The sequence below is a fragment of the Terribacillus sp. 7520-G genome, from assembly GCF_002271665.1.
In the GTDB taxonomy this organism is placed as follows: domain Bacteria; phylum Bacillota; class Bacilli; order Bacillales; family Amphibacillaceae; genus Terribacillus.
In genome coordinates this window covers 18,312-35,303 of the sequence record NZ_NQFP01000010.1, presented here as the reverse complement: position 1 = coordinate 35,303, position 16,992 = coordinate 18,312, and the positions used below count along the sequence as shown (strand labels likewise).

General features: G+C 46.7%; 21 protein-coding genes, 1 tRNA gene and 1 pseudogene. 13 read left to right on the top strand and 10 right to left on the bottom strand.

From position 1 onward, the window contains the following. Positions 1-22: 22 nt before the first annotated feature. Entirely contained in the window at positions 23-604 is a 582-nt protein-coding gene (locus tag CHH53_RS04340) for a GNAT family N-acetyltransferase (RefSeq protein ID WP_095214901.1), read from the bottom strand. 132 nt (positions 605-736) lie between these two features. Between CHH53_RS04340 and CHH53_RS04335 the strand changes: the two genes are divergently transcribed. Next, on the top strand, positions 737-1,633 hold the full coding sequence (locus tag CHH53_RS04335; RefSeq protein ID WP_095214900.1) for a ComEC/Rec2 family competence protein: 897 nt from the start codon (positions 737-739) through the stop codon (positions 1,631-1,633). A gap of 25 nt (positions 1,634-1,658) precedes the next feature. Here CHH53_RS04335 and CHH53_RS04330 read toward each other — a convergent pair whose 3' ends face one another. The 3 genes from CHH53_RS04330 to CHH53_RS17115 all read right to left on the bottom strand — a co-directional run bounded on the left by CHH53_RS04330 (position 1,659) and on the right by CHH53_RS17115 (position 2,630). After that, positions 1,659-1,967 (bottom strand): DUF3243 family protein, encoded by a 309-nt coding sequence (locus tag CHH53_RS04330; RefSeq protein WP_095214899.1) that lies wholly within the window; start codon positions 1,965-1,967, stop codon positions 1,659-1,661. 94 nt (positions 1,968-2,061) lie between these two features. Continuing rightward, positions 2,062-2,451 carry a GNAT family N-acetyltransferase gene (locus tag CHH53_RS04325; RefSeq protein ID WP_158221478.1) on the bottom strand — a complete coding sequence of 130 codons (390 nt, stop codon included), beginning with the start codon at positions 2,449-2,451 and terminating at the stop codon, positions 2,062-2,064. Further along, a complete protein-coding gene (locus CHH53_RS17115; protein WP_143594463.1) occupies positions 2,451-2,630 on the bottom strand; it encodes a hypothetical protein in 180 nt (59 codons plus the stop codon). Before CHH53_RS17115 ends, CHH53_RS04325 begins: the two co-directional genes overlap by 1 nt. A gap of 131 nt (positions 2,631-2,761) precedes the next feature. Between CHH53_RS17115 and CHH53_RS04320 the strand changes: the two genes are divergently transcribed. From CHH53_RS04320 to CHH53_RS04310, 3 genes and pseudogenes are all read left to right on the top strand, one after another. Then, on the top strand, positions 2,762-4,186 hold the full coding sequence (locus CHH53_RS04320; RefSeq protein ID WP_095214897.1) for an alanine/glycine:cation symporter family protein: 1,425 nt from the start codon (positions 2,762-2,764) through the stop codon (positions 4,184-4,186). 114 nt (positions 4,187-4,300) lie between these two features. Next, a complete protein-coding gene (locus CHH53_RS04315) occupies positions 4,301-4,531 on the top strand; it encodes a hypothetical protein (RefSeq protein WP_095214896.1) in 231 nt (76 codons plus the stop codon). Between the two features lie 96 nt (positions 4,532-4,627). Next, positions 4,628-5,212, top strand: a pseudogene (locus CHH53_RS04310) (NAD(P)H-dependent oxidoreductase). On the opposite strand, the gene CHH53_RS04305 reads toward CHH53_RS04310, so the two are convergent. Continuing rightward, positions 5,205-5,465, bottom strand: a complete 261-nt coding sequence (locus CHH53_RS04305) for a hypothetical protein (RefSeq protein WP_095214895.1) — start codon at positions 5,463-5,465, stop codon at positions 5,205-5,207. The pseudogene CHH53_RS04310 and the gene CHH53_RS04305 sit on opposite strands and share 8 nt — an antisense overlap. An 87-nt stretch (positions 5,466-5,552) precedes the next feature. Here CHH53_RS04305 and CHH53_RS04300 point away from each other — a divergent pair, with 87 nt between their 5' ends. From CHH53_RS04300 to nadD, 5 genes are all read left to right on the top strand, one after another. Beyond that, positions 5,553-5,789, top strand: coding sequence for a hypothetical protein (locus CHH53_RS04300; protein WP_095214894.1), 237 nt, complete (start codon positions 5,553-5,555; stop codon positions 5,787-5,789). Positions 5,790-5,901: 112 nt separating this feature from the next. After that, positions 5,902-6,678 (top strand): NUDIX hydrolase, encoded by a 777-nt coding sequence (locus CHH53_RS04295; protein ID WP_095214893.1) that lies wholly within the window; start codon positions 5,902-5,904, stop codon positions 6,676-6,678. An 18-nt stretch (positions 6,679-6,696) separates the two neighbouring features. Next, positions 6,697-7,260 (top strand): cysteine hydrolase family protein, encoded by a 564-nt coding sequence (locus CHH53_RS04290; RefSeq protein ID WP_095214892.1) that lies wholly within the window; start codon positions 6,697-6,699, stop codon positions 7,258-7,260. Continuing rightward, entirely contained in the window at positions 7,257-8,717 is a 1,461-nt protein-coding gene (locus CHH53_RS04285) for a nicotinate phosphoribosyltransferase (RefSeq protein WP_095214891.1), read from the top strand. The genes CHH53_RS04290 and CHH53_RS04285 overlap by 4 nt, the downstream gene beginning before the upstream one ends. Position 8,718: 1 nt before the next feature. Beyond that, positions 8,719-9,333, top strand: a complete 615-nt coding sequence (gene nadD, locus CHH53_RS04280; protein ID WP_095214890.1) for a nicotinate (nicotinamide) nucleotide adenylyltransferase — start codon at positions 8,719-8,721, stop codon at positions 9,331-9,333. Between the two features lie 67 nt (positions 9,334-9,400). Here the strand turns inward: nadD and CHH53_RS04275 are convergent. Further along, positions 9,401-9,473 (bottom strand) — tRNA-Ala (locus tag CHH53_RS04275). A 154-nt stretch (positions 9,474-9,627) separates the two neighbouring features. On the opposite strand from CHH53_RS04275, the gene CHH53_RS04270 reads away from it, so the two are divergent. From CHH53_RS04270 to CHH53_RS17475, 4 genes are read left to right on the top strand one after another with little or no spacing between them, the layout of a single operon-like run. After that, positions 9,628-10,506, top strand: a complete 879-nt coding sequence (locus CHH53_RS04270; RefSeq protein WP_233134832.1) for an exonuclease domain-containing protein — start codon at positions 9,628-9,630, stop codon at positions 10,504-10,506. A 45-nt stretch (positions 10,507-10,551) separates the two neighbouring features. Continuing rightward, positions 10,552-11,001, top strand: coding sequence for a hypothetical protein (locus CHH53_RS04265; protein WP_095214888.1), 450 nt, complete (start codon positions 10,552-10,554; stop codon positions 10,999-11,001). Continuing rightward, positions 10,983-12,740 carry an ABC transporter ATP-binding protein gene (locus CHH53_RS04260; RefSeq protein WP_095214887.1) on the top strand — a complete coding sequence of 586 codons (1,758 nt, stop codon included), beginning with the start codon at positions 10,983-10,985 and terminating at the stop codon, positions 12,738-12,740. The genes CHH53_RS04265 and CHH53_RS04260 overlap by 19 nt, the downstream gene beginning before the upstream one ends. A gap of 45 nt (positions 12,741-12,785) precedes the next feature. Next, positions 12,786-12,935 (top strand): hypothetical protein, encoded by a 150-nt coding sequence (locus CHH53_RS17475; RefSeq protein ID WP_198946020.1) that lies wholly within the window; start codon positions 12,786-12,788, stop codon positions 12,933-12,935. A 36-nt stretch (positions 12,936-12,971) separates the two neighbouring features. Here the strand turns inward: CHH53_RS17475 and CHH53_RS04255 are convergent, their stop codons facing one another. From CHH53_RS04255 to CHH53_RS17280, 4 genes are all read right to left on the bottom strand, one after another. Beyond that, complete coding sequence (locus tag CHH53_RS04255; RefSeq protein WP_095214886.1) at positions 12,972-13,973, bottom strand: AEC family transporter; 1,002 nt, start codon at positions 13,971-13,973, stop codon at positions 12,972-12,974. Positions 13,974-14,110: 137 nt separating this feature from the next. After that, positions 14,111-16,039, bottom strand: coding sequence for a lipoteichoic acid synthase (ltaS, locus tag CHH53_RS04250; RefSeq protein WP_095214885.1), 1,929 nt, complete (start codon positions 16,037-16,039; stop codon positions 14,111-14,113). A gap of 199 nt (positions 16,040-16,238) precedes the next feature. Next, positions 16,239-16,661, bottom strand: a complete 423-nt coding sequence (locus tag CHH53_RS04245; protein WP_095214884.1) for a YkvA family protein — start codon at positions 16,659-16,661, stop codon at positions 16,239-16,241. 76 nt (positions 16,662-16,737) lie between these two features. Beyond that, the gene (locus CHH53_RS17280) at positions 16,738-16,905 is read right to left on the bottom strand and encodes a hypothetical protein (RefSeq protein WP_158221477.1); all 168 of its coding nucleotides are present in this window, start codon (positions 16,903-16,905) and stop codon (positions 16,738-16,740) included. Between the last annotated feature and the right edge of the window lie 87 nt (positions 16,906-16,992).

Sequence of the window (16,992 nt, the reverse complement as noted above, 5' to 3'; positions counted from 1 at the left end):
TAATTCATTTGAAATATATTGATTAACCTTTTGCCTCATCATCGTTCGTCTTACTGTTTTCTTTTGCTTCCCATTCTTCCAGCAGCATGCCATAGACATTATGGTTCACATATCCATAGACGAGCCTTTCTGCTTGGCGGATTGTTCCTTCATGCGTGAAGCCGAGCTTCTCCGGGATTCTCCTGCTTCGTACATTCCCGATTGCACAACGGATTTCGACCCGGTTCAACCGAAGTTCAAGAAAGGCATAATCAAGGCATTTGCTGACGGATTTCTGCATCAGGCCCAGACCGGTGTAATCCTCTCCCAGCCAATACCCCAAGCTGGTGGAACGATTTTGCCAGTCAATCTTATGGAAGCCGATCACTCCGGCTAAAGCTCCTTGATACCATATTCCGGCAGTAAAGCCGTCATTGGCGGCGAATTGCTCCAGTGTTTGCTGGATGAATTGCCTGCTGTGCTCGACAGTCGTATTCTGATCTACCCAAGGAAGCCATTGCCGTAAGTGCTCACGGGAGCTGTCGATCAGCTGGAACAGCTTATCGCTATCGTGCTGCTCCAAAAGCTTCAAATAAGTGGCTGAGTCAATACGATGTGTAAACATGATATGATATGTCGCTCCTTTCCCAATGCTATTAGTATAGCATGTCCAGCCGATTGTTAAAATTAGGAGGAAAGCCTTCGTGCATACGAACCCTTTGCAGACTGCATCCTATGGAAAAAGGGGGCGGAACCAATGAAGAAATGGGTATGTTTGAGTTGTCTCTGCCTGATGCTTGTTTTTCCTGTCAATACTGCTGCAGAAAGCGGGAGTGGTATTTGGGACTATATATTTTCGCAAACGGAAGAAGCAGGTAAGCTCCAAGTTCATTTCCTCGATGTCGGGCAAGGTGACAGCATGCTGATACAAACGCCATCACATTATAATATACTCGTAGATGGAGGGGATAGGGAAGCCGGGGAGAAAGTGATGGAAGAGCTTTTGGCCAAGGGAGTGGAAAAGATAGATCTCCTGGTGGCGACGCATCCGGATATCGATCATATCGGCGGACTCCTTCCAATACTTGAAGAGCTGGAAGTAAAGCATGTCCTGGATAGCGGGAAATTATATACGACCAGAACGTATCAGCGATACACGGAGATCCTGGCAGAAAAACAAATACCGGTGACCATCGCCAAAGAAGGCCATTATTTATCCATAGATCCGCTTATTTCCTTGCAAATATTAAACGCCAATCATCCGAAGGCGACAAATAATCAAGCGTCCATCGTATTGCGGCTTACGTATCGGACAGTCGATTTCCTGCTTATGAGTGATGCGGAAGCGCAGCAGGAATATAGGATGAGACATAATTTTGAAGTGGAATCGGAGGTTTATAAGGTTGCACATCACGGCTCCCGCACGAGTAATACACTCGCTTTCCTGAAAAAAGTGAAGCCTGATTACGCTGTGGTTTCCTATGGGAAGGATAATGAATTGGGGCATCCGACAAAAGAGGTTGTACGTAATTTGCGAAAGACTGGCGCTGTGCTCTATGCAACGGCCAAAGGCGGGACAATCAGTATTGAAACGAATGGTCTGTCTTGTCGGATCACCAGTGAAAAGCCCGATCCGATTTATCGGGCCAAATGAAAAAGCGGATCCGATCGGATCCGCTTTAATTTGTTCGGGCAGCCAGCTTCACGAGTGTATTCGCAAGTGGCTTTTTGTTCTCTTCATCAGCTGCAAGCCATAGCTGTTTGAGCAAGTACTCTTCACGATTGCGAGGTTCTTCATTTTCCGCAAGATAATCGGCAACGCGCTGGGCGGCTTTTGTCAAAGCCTCTTCGCTCAAACCGAGGCGTTCCCCTTGTTTCACTTTGTTTCCTAAATAATCCTGGAAGTCATGGAAGTTGTTCAGGATCTCGTTTTTTTCTTCTTGAGGTAAATTTTTCACAGTATTTTGCGCGCGAGCTTCATCTGTCATTTTTCATTGCCTCCTCTTATTGCGTCAGTAATGTATTTCCCACTGTGCAAATAGACAAACAATGAAAAGATCAAATATGCTGGTAAATGGAGGGTTACTCGGCATACGTCTTGCGGAACCCATAGAAGGGGCGGAATTTCTTTTGTTCGTAGTACGATTTTGACGTACTGGTTGCCAGCATCTCCATGCGTGTAGAAGGGAACAGATCATGAGCTTCTTGAAGGAGCCTGCCGCCGACACCTTGCCCGCGCAGGCTGTCAGCTACCAGCAGTTCGGCAACGAGAAGCGTGATGACTTTATCCGTGATACAGCGGATATATCCGCTGATCATCCCATCCTTCACAGCAACCAGAGCAGGAGCCGATCCCTTCATCGCTTGGTCGAAGCGCTTGGGATCAGCGGCGAGTGTAGTCCAGCCCTCTGTCTTTAATAATGAAATGATCGAGCGCAGATCTTCCGTCCGATAGGGACGTATCGCTATCATTATTTTTCCCCCTTTTGTTTTCCTTTTGGCATCGATCCGAAAACGATTGCCCATATACAGCCCATTGCTAACCCGATTGCGACACTTTGAAGGGCGATACCGAACAGTATTGCCGTAATGATGCCGACTGTGATCGCCAAAGGGTAGCGGAAGGGTTTTTTCTCCTTGGTTTGCGTCAATTCTTATCCCACCTTGCTTTTGTAATTCCAGTATAACATGAATGACAGACTGCTATGGAAGGAAAAAACATTGCGCATCATGTTAGATTTTGTTACATTGAAAAGTGTATTTTTAATGGGGAGAGAAAGAAATGGATATATTATTAAAAATAATACAGTCCGCGAGCGATTTTATGTGGACTTATATCATGATGGGGTTATTGCTCCTTGTCGGTCTCTATTTTACCCTTCGGCTTAAATTGGCGACATTCACGCAAATACCGCATATGTTTAAACTGATCGGTGAAAAGTCTGCTGATGGGAAAGGAGTCAGTTCGTTCCAGGCCTTCTGTATCAGTGCAGCTGCCCGGGTAGGTACTGGCAACCTGGCAGGTGTGGCACTGGCAATCTCTGTCGGCGGTCCGGGCGCAGTATTCTGGATGTGGCTGATGGCCTTCCTGGGTGCAGCTTCCGGGTTCATCGAGGCAACACTGGCGCAGATCTATAAGACACGTGACGGTGAAGCTTCCTTCCGGGGCGGGCCGGCTTACTATATGGAGAAAGCCCTGGGACAGCGCTGGTTGGGAGTCACTTTTGCTGTGATCATTACGTTGACATTCGGTCTTGCCTTTAATTCCGTCCAGGCCAATACGATCGTAAGTGCATTCCACAGTTCTTTCGGTATCAGCAAAGAATTGCTGGCGGTCGTTATGACAGTCGTCAGTGCACTTATCATCTTCGGGGGAACCAAGGTGATTGTCAAAGTATCCGAAATCATCGTGCCGGTGATGGCAGGGGGATATATCCTGCTGGCGATCGGTATCATCATCTTCCATATCACAGATATTCCGCATGCATTCATGATTATTTTCCAGGATGCTTTCGGCATCAGGGAAATTGCTGGCGGAGCTGTCGGTACTGCTATGATGCAAGGTATCAAACGAGGCATGTTCTCCAATGAAGCCGGTATGGGTAGTGCGCCGCAAGCTGCGGCTACTGCCAATGTATCCCATCCGGTGAAACAAGGCTTCATCCAATCATTTGGGGTATATGTCGATACATTTGGTGTCTGTACAGCTACTGCATTCATCGTCATTCTTTCTGGCCTCTATACAAGTACGGAATCTGATGGAATCGTACTGACACAGGATGCGTTGAGTTCACTTGTGGGATCATGGGCAGGAATCTTCATCGCTTTGATCGTCCTCTTGTTTGCCTTCTCATCTGTAGTCGGTAACTATTTCTATGGGGAGTCGAACATCAATTTCATCAAGCCTAGCAAAACGTGGCTGTTCATCTATCGCGTCGCAGTAGTTGCGATGGTTGCAGTCGGTTCCGTGGCAAGCCTTGATTTTGTGTGGGGAGTGGCCGATCTCTTCATGGCAATCATGGCATTCATCAACTTGATCGCCATTGTGCTGCTTGGAAGAATCGCTTTCCGTGCTTTGAAAGATTATATGACCCAAAAGCGGGCTGGGAAAAACCCACAATTCTATGCAGACAGCGTAGCGGGAATCCCGAATGTTGACGAAGATGTTTGGGCAAAGCAAGCTGACAAATCAAGGGTATCCTCTTAAGAGGGTGCCTTTTTTGTTTAGCATAAAATGATTTAGATAAGTTAAGAAACACGACAGCAGGGAAGGACTAGGCGTACAATGGAATCAGAACTATGGACAAAGGAGTTTTGCTCCATGCAGAAAACAGCGCTTATATCGCTCGTGTTCGGGGTCATCAGTCTGTTTCTTTCTCTATACGGTATCTTCTTCGGGATCATTGGTTTTGTCCTTGCGTTACATACGATAAGGAAAGCTGATCATGTCGAAAGGGCAGGAAGAGGTATGGCAATCGGAGGGATGGCCACGAGTATCATCGGTGCAGGCTATCAAATCGTGGCCATCCTTATCCTTGCTTTGACAGGATAAATGAAAAAGAGTGCAGGTATAACGCCGGCATTCTTTTTTTTGTAACTTTTTTTAATGATTGGCGTATAGGAGATAGCTTGATTCAGGAGGGATTAAATGAACGCTTTACTGGTATACACTCATCCGAATCATGCATCACTCAGCTATAGCTTTTTACAGGCAGTGCAAGAAGGCATCCAAGCCAACCCTGCCATCAGCAAAACCGATACGATTGATTTGTATGAGGAAGACTTCGATCCTGTCTTGGTTTTCAATGAAAAAAAGCGGCGCCGGGATATGCACAACGAACCGGATTTTGCATCATATCGCGACAAAGTCAGTCAGGCCGATTTGCTTGTATTCGTCTAGCCGATTTTTTGGGAGCGGCCGCCGGCGATGCTGCTAGGGTTCATCGATCAAGTCTTTGCAGCAAATTTTGCCTATCGGGATCAGGGCCTGCTGCCGGAGGGACTTTTGAAAGGAAAGCTGGCAGTATGTGTTTCGACGATGAAAGGCCCCTCCGTATATAGCCGTTTTTATTTGCGAAATGCCCATAAAATCCTGATGAAACGAGCATTGTTTCAGTTTGTCGGCATTCGCAAGTTTAAGATCTTCGAGTTTGGCAGCATGGAAAAGCAGGGCGGAAAACAGAAAAAGTATCTGAGTCGAATCGAAACATTCTTTCGTAAGCTGTCTAAATAGGCAGCTGTTCCAAATCATAGTATTTATTCCTGACATCCTGTATATCATTTTTAGCTAAGCTGCGGCTGATCTGATCCAGCAAGGAAGCGAATGTTTCATCTTCAATGCGCTCCGACTGCTGGGCAATCCGGGTGGATACTGATTCCAAAACTGCTTCTGATATGTTTCCGATTTCGTGAATCCGGAAGTATTTCTGAATTTCCCGGATGGCCGTCTCTTTATAGGTCGCTTGCCATTCGTCATAAGTCGGCATAGTACATACCCCTTTCTATTCAACAAGGAGCTTCGTCCTGTTATACTGTCTATGACTCATCATGCGACCTGGAAAGGAAGAAAGCAAATGTTACGAAAAATAAATGCTCTGCTCGCCATGATTGTCATTGCGATCGGCGTCTACCGATATATCGATCAGGATTATGAAGTGAATCCCAAATTGATGCTGCCGCTATTATCTCTTATGTTTTTGCTGTTTGCAATTGAGGCGAGCTTGAACAAAAGAAAGCTGATTGCCGGATTATATGCCGTCATTTTCGTGATTGTCGTTGTTGCAATGGCCATGATTTTGACACAGACATAAGTCTCCTTCATCCCAGAGGAGGCTTTTTTGTTTATCCTTGACAAGAAGAAGGTAACTTGCATACAATACGATTAACATTTAACATATTGTTAATTAAAAGGAGATTATATGATTGAAGTCGAATAAAGAAGTGAAACACTATGATGTCAGCCGCTATCGCACACCTGATGGTTATACCTCGGACATAGCCGTATTTACGATTACATCGGAAAAAACGAAAGCATATGCCCCGCCCAAGATGGAGCTAAAGCTGATGCTCATTAAGCGAGCGGAGCTTGATACGGAGGGGGATCCCAATATCGAAGCAGGTAAATGGGCATTGCCAGGAGGATTCGTGGCACCGGAAGAAACTGCCCTTGAGGCAGCCAGCCGTGAATTGAAAAAAGAGACGGGTATAGAGCACATTCATCTGGCGCATTTCGGTGTTTATGATCAGCCCGGACGGGATCCGCGCGGATGGATCATTTCGAATGCACATTATGCCATTGTGCCGGAGCATGCATTATGTGACAGAAGAGCGAGTGATGATGCTGCCGATGTGGAATTGTTTTCATTAGAGGAACTCGAGTGGGATCTGTTGGCATTCGATCATTCAGCCATCATTCGTGATGCCGTCGCTCATATCTCGCGGGATTTATTGCAAACTACAGTTGCAAAGCAATTCCTGCCGGAGGCATTCACCTACTCGGAGCTGCAGGCTGTCCTGCTTACCGTCACCGATGACAAGGCAATCCGGAATGAACAGGCGTTTGCACGTAAAATCAAGTCACTGCCTTTCATTGAAGCAGTCGAAGGCCAAAAGACACAGCGTACCTCCAAGCTTCCGACACAGCTTTATCGTTTCGTGGATGCAGAAATAAAGCAATCGATTTATACAGCCCGTCATTAATCAAGAGGAGGATTTAGGATGAAGGCATTGATCAATATCGATTATACCAATGATTTTGTGGCAGAAAACGGAGCGCTCACTTGCGGGGAGCCTGGACGTGAGATCGAGGAGCGGCTGACAGCGATCACCTCCGGATTCATCGAGAGTGGGGACTATGTTGTTTTTGCCATCGATAAGCATGAGGAAGGGGATGCATTCCATCCGGAAACAAAGCTGTATCCGCCCCACAATATCGAAGGGACACAGGGGAGGGATTTGTACGGAAGACTTGCCGAGGTATATGAAACGGCAAAACAGAAAGCGAATGTGTACTTTATGGATAAGACAAGGTACAGTGCATTTGCTGGTACCGACCTGCTGCAGCGGCTCAAGGAACGAGGGATTGAGGAAATCCATGTGATTGGCGTGGCCACGGATATTTGTGTTTTTCACACGCTTGTCGATGCTTATAACTATGGCTTCAAAATCATCGTCCATGCCGATGCGGTGGCGAGCTTCCATCAGGAAGGGCATTCCTATGCGCTGCATCATTTTAAAAACGTATTAGGTGCTGAAGTTGTCGAAGGAGGAAAGGAAAAATGACATATTATCAGGACGATAGCACTGCATTGCATACCGACCTTTATCAAATCAATATGGCCCAGACATATTGGAAGGATGGAAAACATAATCGCAAAGCCGTATTCGAACTGTTTTTCCGTAAGCAGCCATTTGGCAATGGCTTTGCCGTCTTTGCCGGCTTGGAGCGTGTCATCGATTACCTGAAGGATTTCCGCTTCTCGAACTCCGATTTGGACTATCTGGAGCAGGAGCTTGGATATGATGGAGCATTCATCGCCTACTTGCGCGAGCTGCGTTTTACTGGCGATTTGTACAGCATGCAGGAGGGGGAGCTGGTTTTCGGTACCGAACCGATCATCCGGGTGGAAGCGCCGCTGGCCCAGGCCCAGCTCATCGAAACGGCTTTGCTGAATATCGTGAACTATCAAACGCTGATTGCCACGAAAGCAGCCCGTATCATGCAGGTCTTGGATGAGGGGGATACTGCAATGGAATTCGGCTCCCGGCGTGCCCAAGAGATGGATGCAGCCATTTGGGGGACCAGGGCTGCCTACATCGGCGGGTTCCATGCTACGTCGAATGTGAGAGCGGGTAAGAAATTCGGCATCCCGGTTGCCGGTACGCATGCCCACGCACTTGTACAGGCATATATCGACGAGTATGAGGCCTTTCGCAAGTATGCAGAAAGCCATGTGGACTGTACTTTCCTTGTAGATACGTATGATACATTGAAGTCGGGTGTGCCTAATGCCATCAGGGTAGCAAAAGAAATGGGAGATAAAATCAATTTCAATGCCATTCGGCTGGATAGCGGAGATCTCGCTTATTTGTCAAAGCAAGCGCGCAAGATGCTGGATGAAGCGGGTTTCACGGAAACGAAAATAACTGCCTCCAATGATTTGGATGAGGAAACAATCGGGGCATTGAAGGCACAGGGCGCAAAGATCGACAATTGGGGCATCGGCACCAAGCTCATAACCGCGTATGATCAGCCTGCATTGGGGGCCGTTTATAAAATCGTCTCCATCGAGGATGACAATGGCAATATGGTCGATACAATCAAAATCAGCGCCAATCCTGAAAAAGTATCCACCCCTGGTTTGAAACGTGTCTATCGGATCATAAATCGGGTCAATCAGAAATCGGAGGGGGATTATATTGCGCTAAAGGATGAAAAGCCAGAGGATGAAAAGAGGCTTAAGATGTTCCACCCGACTTATCCGTACATCAGTAAGTTCGTAACGGACTTCGAGGCGAAGGAGCTTCAGCAGCCTATTTTCCGGAATGGCGAGCTCGTCTATGAGCTGCCATCACTGAAAGAGACGCGTGAATATGTGAAGCACAGCCTCACCTATCTATGGGATGAATATAAACGGACACATAACCCCGAAGCGTATCCTGTCGACTTGAGCACAGCTTGCTGGAACAATAAGATGCAATTGATTGAACACATCAAGTCACAGCTGGAGGAGAAGTGATATGGGGAAAATCGGAATTTATGGTTCTTCCTTCGATCCGATTACCAATGTCCATTTATGGACCGCCAGCACGGTAGCCCATCGCTGCAAGCTGGATAAGGTGATCTTCCTGCCTTGCTCCAGTAAGCGGAAGGATAAAAAACTCAATACGACCGACGAACATCGTTGGCAAATGGTTCAGATGGCTATACAGGATAATGACCGTTATATTGCCGATGATTACGAAATGAAGCAAGAAGCCTGGAATGCGTATACCGAGCAGACACTGAAGCATTTCAAGGAAGTCTATCCAGATGATGAGATATATTTCATCATGGGTGCAGATCTGCTTGAGGATATCGGAGCAGGCAAATGGGGAAATAGCGAAGAACTGGTGCGTGATAATCGATTCATCGTCATGGCCCGTAACGGTATTGATATGCTGAAAGTCATCAGTCGTTCACCGCTTTTGCGCAACCATGATGACGGCCAAACCTTTCATCTGATTGATAAAGGGCTGGCGATGGAAATCAGCTCCACTTATATCCGCGATGAGCTCGCTGTTGGAGGAGAGCCGAGATATTTGCTGCCGGAGAGCTGTTATCGGTATATCAAGGAGCATCGGATATATGGATGATAGATCATTTCATTGGGAAAAACGAAAAAGAGGCATAAATCAGTATGCCTCTTTTTCGCTATCTTAGTGGAGCATAGCGGGCTCGAACCGCTGACCTCTTCGCTGCCAGCGAAGCGCTCTCCCAGCTGAGCTAATGCCCCGTATGTAATTGATGATCCGTCACAAAAGTATTATAGCGCTTCTTTGCGTTTCTGGCAATATCTTTTTTGCAAGCATGATTGTCGGACTCTATCGGCTGCTATGATATAATCTAAATAATATAATGTCGATTTGGAGGACGATGGAGTGCGGTTTGTGAGTATAGATTTCGAGACGGCGAATCGGTATTGGTCCAGTGCTTGTTCGGTCGGTGTTGCTGTAGCGGATGAGACAGGTGTGATGGAGGAATGGTACACACTGATCAACCCGCTGATGGATTTTGAAGATCAGAACATCCAGGTGCATGGGATTCTTCCGCGTGATGTGGAGGATGCGCCGACGTTCAAGGAAATCTGGCCCAAGCTGAGCAGCTATCTGGCCGGCAATGTCGTCATTGCGCATAATGCCAGCTTTGATATGGGTGTGATTCGCAAGGCTGCGGCACGTTTTGGATTGGAGATGCCGGATTTTGATTATCTTTGTACGCGGATCATCGGCAAGAAGGTGTGGCCGGATATGGAGAACCATCGGCTGAATACCTTGGCTGCCAGCAAGGATATCAGCTTTGCGCACCATAATGCCATGGAGGATGCACGAGTGGCAGCGAATATCTTCCTTCATGCGATGGCTGATTCAGGTGCACAGAGTATCGAGGAGCTGACCAAAGTATTGAAGGTGAAGCAAAAAAGCATCCATGATACAAGCTCCTCTGGCAGCAGGTCACGATATGGGGATATCAAGCCTCAGACGGATCAATTCGATCCGGCCCATCCGTTCTACCGGAAGCAGGTGATGTTCACCGGGACGATGAAAAGCTTGAAACGGAAGGATGCGATCCAAAAGCTGGTCAATGTAGGCGGCGTGCATACAGACAGGATGGATGCGTCTACACGGTATCTCGTTGTCGGAGCAAGGGATTATGAAAAGTTCGCTGCTGGCAAGAAAACGAGCAAGCTTGTGCAAGCGGAGCGGATGATTGAGAATGGGAGACCATTGCGAATCATATCAGAGGAAAAGTTCCTATCATTGGTATAAGGAGTTCTCATCGGGAGGACTCCTATTTTTACTGGGAGAGATGATATGTTTGAAATAATGGAAACGGATATTGCGGCAGGAACGTATAAGCCAATGGTTGAAAGATTATGCGATGTCTGCGACACATTCACATTTGCTGTACTGCCTAAGCGGATGATGGGGCAAACAGAATCGCTCCGCCGGCTGTTGACAGAGCTGGATCCATATTTAAAAGAGGTCGTTCATGCGAATGGTACATGCGCGAATCTTTTTGAACCGCATATATCGGCAGCGAATCATCATTACCATATATGCGAGCAGTCACGGCGGGTGATTTTGGGGGCGGCGGATGATCTTTTTGCCTGGCAGCAGCCGGAGCTTCCGGAGGATTTGTCTTTTTTAAAGAAAGAAAAGGAGTATTTCGTAACGAATGCACATGAAGGTTATGCGATGCTTTTTGAAGTGGATAGTCATTTATTGGAACTTAGGGGGTCAAGATGGATCAAAACCGATTAGAAAAGAAACCATTTGATTGGCGGCTATTCCTGGCATTGGTCAAAGGGACGAACCCGCCGCGAGGAATTGTCATGACGGCATTGATCATGAGTCTATTGACGACGGGTGTCGGATTCACTGTTCCGTTGTTCACGAAAAATCTGGTGGACGGTTTCAGCGGGCAATCGTTCACTGGCGGTCAAATTGCCATACTGGTAATGGCTTTCGTGCTGCAGGCGCTGGCCAGTGGATTGTCCATTTACTTGCTGGCCAAAGTCGGACATCATGTCGTAGCGAAACTGCGGGAGCGTTTATGGGAGAAGCTATTGCATCTTCCGATTCGTTTTCACCATAACAATGAAACAGGCGAGACGCTCAGCCGCGTGACGAATGATACAACGATTGTCAAAGAGCTGATTACAGATCATCTGACTAGCTTCGTGACTGGCATCATATCGATTGTCGGCTCCATCATCATTTTGCTTATCCTCGATTGGAAGATGACCATCGTCATGCTGCTGGCTGTTCCGATAGCCATCCTTATCATCATGGTGCTTGGACGTCAGATGTATCGGGTATCAAAGACGATGCAGGAAGAGACGGCTAAATTCACAGCTGTCCTGAATCAAGTCCTTCCGGAAATGAAGCTCGTCAAAGCTTCCAATGCCGAGCGTGTCGAATTGGAACGCGGGAACAAAGGGATCCGGTCATTATTCACATATGGCTTGAAGGAAGCAAAGATACAGGCGCTGCTTTCACCGCTCATGCTGTTCATCATGATGCTTCTGCTGGTGACCATCATTGGTTACGGCGGGGTACGTGTCGCATCGGGTGCATTGTCAGCAGGAGATATGGTTGCCTTCATTCTGTATTTGTTTCAGATCATCATGCCGATGACACAGCTGTCGATGTTCTTCACACACCTGCAGAAGGCGATGGGGGCGACGGAGCGTATTTATGATGTACTTGGAGAAGAAATAGAGGATGCAGATAGAGGTAAATCCATTCAGCAGGTGGATGGGGATTTGCATATTGAACATGTGAGCTTTGCTTATCACTCAGAACAAGTATTGCATGATCTTAGTTTTACCGCTCCTGCCGGTAAGGTGACGGCTATTGCCGGACCAAGCGGCGGGGGGAAATCGACACTTTTTGGCTTGCTGGAGCGGTATTACGAACCGACAAGCGGCATGATCAGGCTGGCTGATACGCCTATCCAGGATTACAAGCTGCAGGACTGGCGGCGTCAAATCGGGTATGTGGCACAGGAGACAGCATTATTATCCGGCACGATCCGTGAGAACATCTGTTATGGCTTGGAGCGAGAGGTGTCGGATGAAGAATTGGAACGCGTATCGGAGATGGCTTATGCCAAGCAATTCATCGAAGAGCTGCCGGATGGTTATGAGACGAAGGTGGGAGAACGGGGAATCAAGCTCTCTGGCGGGCAGCGCCAGCGTATAGCTATCGCCAGGGCGCTCTTGCGTGATCCGCAGATCCTGATGCTGGATGAAGCGACCTCAAGTCTGGATAGCAGTTCGGAAATCTATGTCCAGCAAGCGCTGCAAAATCTGATGCGGGATCGGACTACCTTTGTGATAGCTCACCGGCTGTCGACAATTGTGGATGCCGATCAAATCGTCTTCATTGAAAAAGGAAGCATAACAGGTATTGGAACCCATGAGGAGTTATTCAAGCAGCACGACCTGTATCGTGAGTTCGCATCACAGCAGCAGCTGCTGGCAGGTAAGATGGAATAAATGGATCCTTCTTTTCGCATAATAGACAAAAAAGGGGGTTCTGTCATGCCGAAGAAAAAGCCCAATAATGATCATCAATTCAAAGAAAACAAGAACCATGGCGAAAAGCGCAATGGCCGATTGAGCCAGTTCAAGAACAACGTCAATGGATCAGGCGATGCGGAAAACGAATATATTTCCGCTAAAGAAGACTGAAAAAGCTGCTGCCTTTCATAAGAGGCAGCAGCTTTTTCATTTCATCCAATTCACAAGCATAAACAAGATCGGCAATACAAAAATCAACGAAGATGTCGTCACGATCCAGTTAGAGTTCGCCAGCTCCATATCAAGATCATACAGCCGCGGCGGCACAAGTGAAGCTACGGCAGGCGGCATGGCGGACATGATGACGAGTACCTGTAACAGGATGCCGTCATATAAGCTGCCAAGGCCGATCAAGTAGGCACTGCCTGTGATGATAAGCGGAACAGCAAGAAACTTGATTGGTATCAGCCAGATACTAAGCTTCCAATACTTTTTGACGGAAGCGATGCGCATACTGAAGCCGACCGGAACCAAAAGTAGGATGGAAGCCAATGCAACCAAAGCCGAATTGCTTGCCCCCAGCCATTCGAATCGATCGATTGGAGATAAGTTCAGTGCAGCACCGACGATAATCGAACAGAAGGTGATCATGATGAAGGGATCTTTAATGATTCTCATCACACGTGATCCAGGTGCATTTCCTTCGATTGATCCATATGATTTTGCAATCGGGTAAATGATTGTATAATAAGTGAATTCCTCGAGTAAACGGAACATGGCTGCATAGGCGACTGCTTCCTCGCCGATGAAGAGCACGCAGAAGAGCACACCGAAGCTGCCCAGATTCAGAAATGCGCCAGATACAAACATGGAACCGATTTGATCATTCGGAAGCTGTCTCCATTTGGAGTAGAGAAATGCCAAACCAGCACCAAGAAAGATGGTTATGATTCCGAAGATGGGCAAGTAAATCAGCCTGATATTGGTCAGATCAGCAGACCAAAAGGCGCTGATCAGAATGATGGGATTCAGGACAAGCAAGACGACCCGAATCAATGCGTTCATGAAATAATTAAGCGAGAACCATTCCGGCAGCCGATATTTCTCGGCGATGATCCGGATGGCCCTGCCGATGATGAGACCGATAAGAATGATGGATACGGCATAAATGAAGCTTCCGATAAAGCCATACCTCCTTTCAGCTGTCATGCTGTTGTTGTATTCCCTATTTTCTATTATATACAGCATTCTCAATTGTATCGATATTGCTCTGCATTGTCTAAAGAAATTAGTGATTTGGGCTTGTATAAAAAAACACCTGCCACATAACTGGCAGGTGTTCCAAATCATTTTTCCTCTTCTTGGCGATTATTATAATCATAATCGCTCGGATTCACTGGTGTCCAGCCTTCCGGGTCATAGAAGCGGAGCAGGTCACCATATAGGATTTTGTCATTGAGACTTAATTTCTCGGCTAATTCATCTTTTTCGGACTCGATTTCCTTGATTTCATCTTCATCCTTGATCACTTCACCGGTTTCGGTATCGTAATAATCATCACCGATCACCGTGTAATCCTTGCTGATGAAGTCGCCATTACGCAGACCGACTACACCGTTATGCTCTTCTGATAATAAATCGGTACCGAACTGGATATATTTCGAAGAGTCGATGCCAAGCAAATGCTCAAGCGTAGGCAGAACATCAAGTTCACCGCCATACGTATGGTTCACGCCGCCTTCAAGGCCTGGCGCCTTGATCATAAGCGGGACACGCTGCAATTGTGCATTCTCATAATCGGTGATTTCTGTACCGATGATTTGCTCCATTGCTCTATTATGGTTCGTTGAGATACCGTAATGGTCGCCATAAAGCAGAATGACGGAATTGTCATACAAGCCGGATTCCTTCAAGTCTTGGAAGAATTGCTCAAGTGCTTCATCCAGATAACGTGCGGTCTGGAAGTAGTTATCGACAGTGGTATCGCCTGTCGTTGCTTTATCGATCGTTGCATCCTCCGGATCAAGCGTGAACGGATAGTGGTTCGTCAGCGTGATCAAGTGGGCATAGAATGGCTGTGGCAGCGACTCTAGCATCGGCATGGATTCCTCGAAGAAAGGCTTGTCCTTCAAACCATAGTTGATCGAGTTTTCCATGTTGTAATACGTGGAATCGAAGAAATGATCGACTCCGAATTGCTTGTAAATCTCATCACGGTTCCAGAATGTTTTCTCATCACCGTGGAATACTGCGCTCGTATAGCCTTGTTCCTGGTTCAGGATGGCAGGAGCTGCTTGATATGTGTTCGTACCTTTTACAGAAAAGGCAGATCCCTGCGGAAGACCGTAGAGGGAGTTATCCATCAATAGCTCCGCATCGGCTGTCTTACCTTGTTCTGTCTGGTGGAAGAAGTTGTCGAAATAAGTGATTTCCTTATCATTCACCAGTGAATTCAGGAACGGCGTCACTTCTTCACCATTCAATTTATAATTGATCAGGAAGCTTTGGAAGCTTTCCAAATGAATCTTGATGACATTCATGCCTTCGGCTTTACCGAAGTATTCTGGATTCGGTTCTGCATAATTCTTGTCTACGAAATCCTTTACTTCCGTTACGTCATTCGGACTAGCCATGACGCGCTGTGTGGAAGTTTTCGCGTTTTGTACTGCATCATAGATCGTATAGTTATATGGTCCAAGGTATTTCACCAAGTACGTACGGTCGAATGTACGCTGCAGCAGCTGCGGGCGATCAACCTCAGCCAATCCCAGGTTGATTGCGAATAGTGCAATACCGGAAACGATGACCATAGCCGTCTTCCGGAAAGCAAGGCGCTCGGTAGTCCAGTTCTTTCTAGTGTAGACATACAATACAATCAACAGGATGATGTCCAGGAAGTAAATGAAATCAAAGCCTTCCATCAGCCCGAAGATGCTGCCGCCCATACCGGAGCTTAGGTTGTCCGTCTGTTTCAAGGTAGGCAGCGTAATGAAATCATTAAAGAATCGGTAGTACAGGACATTGGCATAAAGCAGGAAGCTCATGAAGAAATCGATGACCAGCAGCCAGATTCCCATCCTTCTGCCCTTTGCCAAGAAGGCGAGACCGAGGAAGACGATGCTCGCACTGAATGGGTTGATTACGAGCAGGAATTCCTGCATGGCGTTTGTTATATCTAAATTAAATTCCTTTTGGTAGGTTAAATACGTCTTGGCCCATAAGAAAATAACGGCCAGCGTAAAAAATCCTTTCCTTGAAGCCAGAAGCTTCTTCATTATCTTTCACCTCTTCATTTTCTTATCAGGCATCTACTGAATAAATCAACGACATTGATTCTATCAAATTAACAATCTAAAAAACAACCAAAACCCTGCAACAAAATTTGGGCTCATAATCTATTAATATAACAGATTCCCCTGAAAAAGCAAAATGAGAAAAATATCCATAAAAAAAAGAGTGCGTCTGCACTCTTTTTTACGAAACGATCGTTGTTTGACTTTCAATTGGCTGCTCGCGTTTCCATTGCTTGTATGCTGCTACATCCTCCTGTATCTGCTTGAACGTGAAAGCGATGAGTGCAACATCATCAAGCAGTCCGCCTGGAAGGAAATCCGGAACAAAATCGACCGGACTCAGGAAATAGAGGAAGGTGGCAGCGATCATAATCAGTGACTTTTTCGGCAGATGGCTGTAAGCACCCTTGCGCCAATCGCGGAGCATATTCACCATCAATTGCAAGTCTGACCATATTTCTGCAAGTTTTCCTTTGTTATCTGTCGCTTTCGTCGATACATTTGCAAGGAGCTCCTTCGATTTCTCCTTATCCTGCAGCAATGCTTTTGCTTTGGGTGTGTAAGCATGCCGTTTCTGCAGGAGCTGTGTCAGGTTCCATTTCATAAGGTGTGCCTCCTTGATACTTTCTCTTTTCTATTATGAGGATCAATTCCCTGTCATGCAAGGAAGGGGATTCAATCTATTTTTTTACAAGAACCCGGTACCGTTCCGGCAGGGTGTCTTTCGCCTTTACTTCCTGCATGAAGGCTTCCGCTGCTTCATATGTGTCAAAAGTGAACACTTCTCCGTCTTTTCCGACGAATTCCAGCTTCACTTGGTTTGAGTCGACTGCAATGACTTTGAACATATTGCTCTCCTTTCGAATCTGAACAGCATCTTTCGGCACTGTCGGAAAGAACTGAGCCAACAGGTGACTGCAAGCTCGAGTGGTCCT

Coding starts and splice junctions, on each gene's coding strand:
- CHH53_RS04300 (WP_095214894.1), top strand. CDS start 5,553: ATGTTACGAAAAATAAATGCTCTGCTCGCCATGATTGTCATTGCGATC.
- CHH53_RS17280 (WP_158221477.1), bottom strand. CDS start 16,905: ATGTTCAAAGTCATTGCAGTCGACTCAAACCAAGTGAAGCTGGAATTC.
- CHH53_RS04335 (WP_095214900.1), top strand. CDS start 737: ATGAAGAAATGGGTATGTTTGAGTTGTCTCTGCCTGATGCTTGTTTTT.
- nadD (WP_095214890.1), top strand. CDS start 8,719: ATGGGGAAAATCGGAATTTATGGTTCTTCCTTCGATCCGATTACCAAT.
- CHH53_RS04315 (WP_095214896.1), top strand. CDS start 4,301: ATGCAGAAAACAGCGCTTATATCGCTCGTGTTCGGGGTCATCAGTCTG.
- ltaS (WP_095214885.1), bottom strand. CDS start 16,039: ATGAAGAAGCTTCTGGCTTCAAGGAAAGGATTTTTTACGCTGGCCGTT.
- CHH53_RS04260 (WP_095214887.1), top strand. CDS start 10,983: ATGGATCAAAACCGATTAGAAAAGAAACCATTTGATTGGCGGCTATTC.
- CHH53_RS04305 (WP_095214895.1), bottom strand. CDS start 5,465: ATGCCGACTTATGACGAATGGCAAGCGACCTATAAAGAGACGGCCATC.
- CHH53_RS04340 (WP_095214901.1), bottom strand. CDS start 604: ATGTTTACACATCGTATTGACTCAGCCACTTATTTGAAGCTTTTGGAG.
- CHH53_RS04255 (WP_095214886.1), bottom strand. CDS start 13,973: ATGACAGCTGAAAGGAGGTATGGCTTTATCGGAAGCTTCATTTATGCC.
- CHH53_RS04325 (WP_158221478.1), bottom strand. CDS start 2,451: ATGATAGCGATACGTCCCTATCGGACGGAAGATCTGCGCTCGATCATT.
- CHH53_RS04320 (WP_095214897.1), top strand. CDS start 2,762: ATGGATATATTATTAAAAATAATACAGTCCGCGAGCGATTTTATGTGG.
- CHH53_RS04290 (WP_095214892.1), top strand. CDS start 6,697: ATGAAGGCATTGATCAATATCGATTATACCAATGATTTTGTGGCAGAA.
- CHH53_RS04265 (WP_095214888.1), top strand. CDS start 10,552: ATGTTTGAAATAATGGAAACGGATATTGCGGCAGGAACGTATAAGCCA.
- CHH53_RS17475 (WP_198946020.1), top strand. CDS start 12,786: ATGCCGAAGAAAAAGCCCAATAATGATCATCAATTCAAAGAAAACAAG.
- CHH53_RS04285 (WP_095214891.1), top strand. CDS start 7,257: ATGACATATTATCAGGACGATAGCACTGCATTGCATACCGACCTTTAT.
- CHH53_RS04245 (WP_095214884.1), bottom strand. CDS start 16,661: ATGAAATGGAACCTGACACAGCTCCTGCAGAAACGGCATGCTTACACA.
- CHH53_RS04330 (WP_095214899.1), bottom strand. CDS start 1,967: ATGACAGATGAAGCTCGCGCGCAAAATACTGTGAAAAATTTACCTCAA.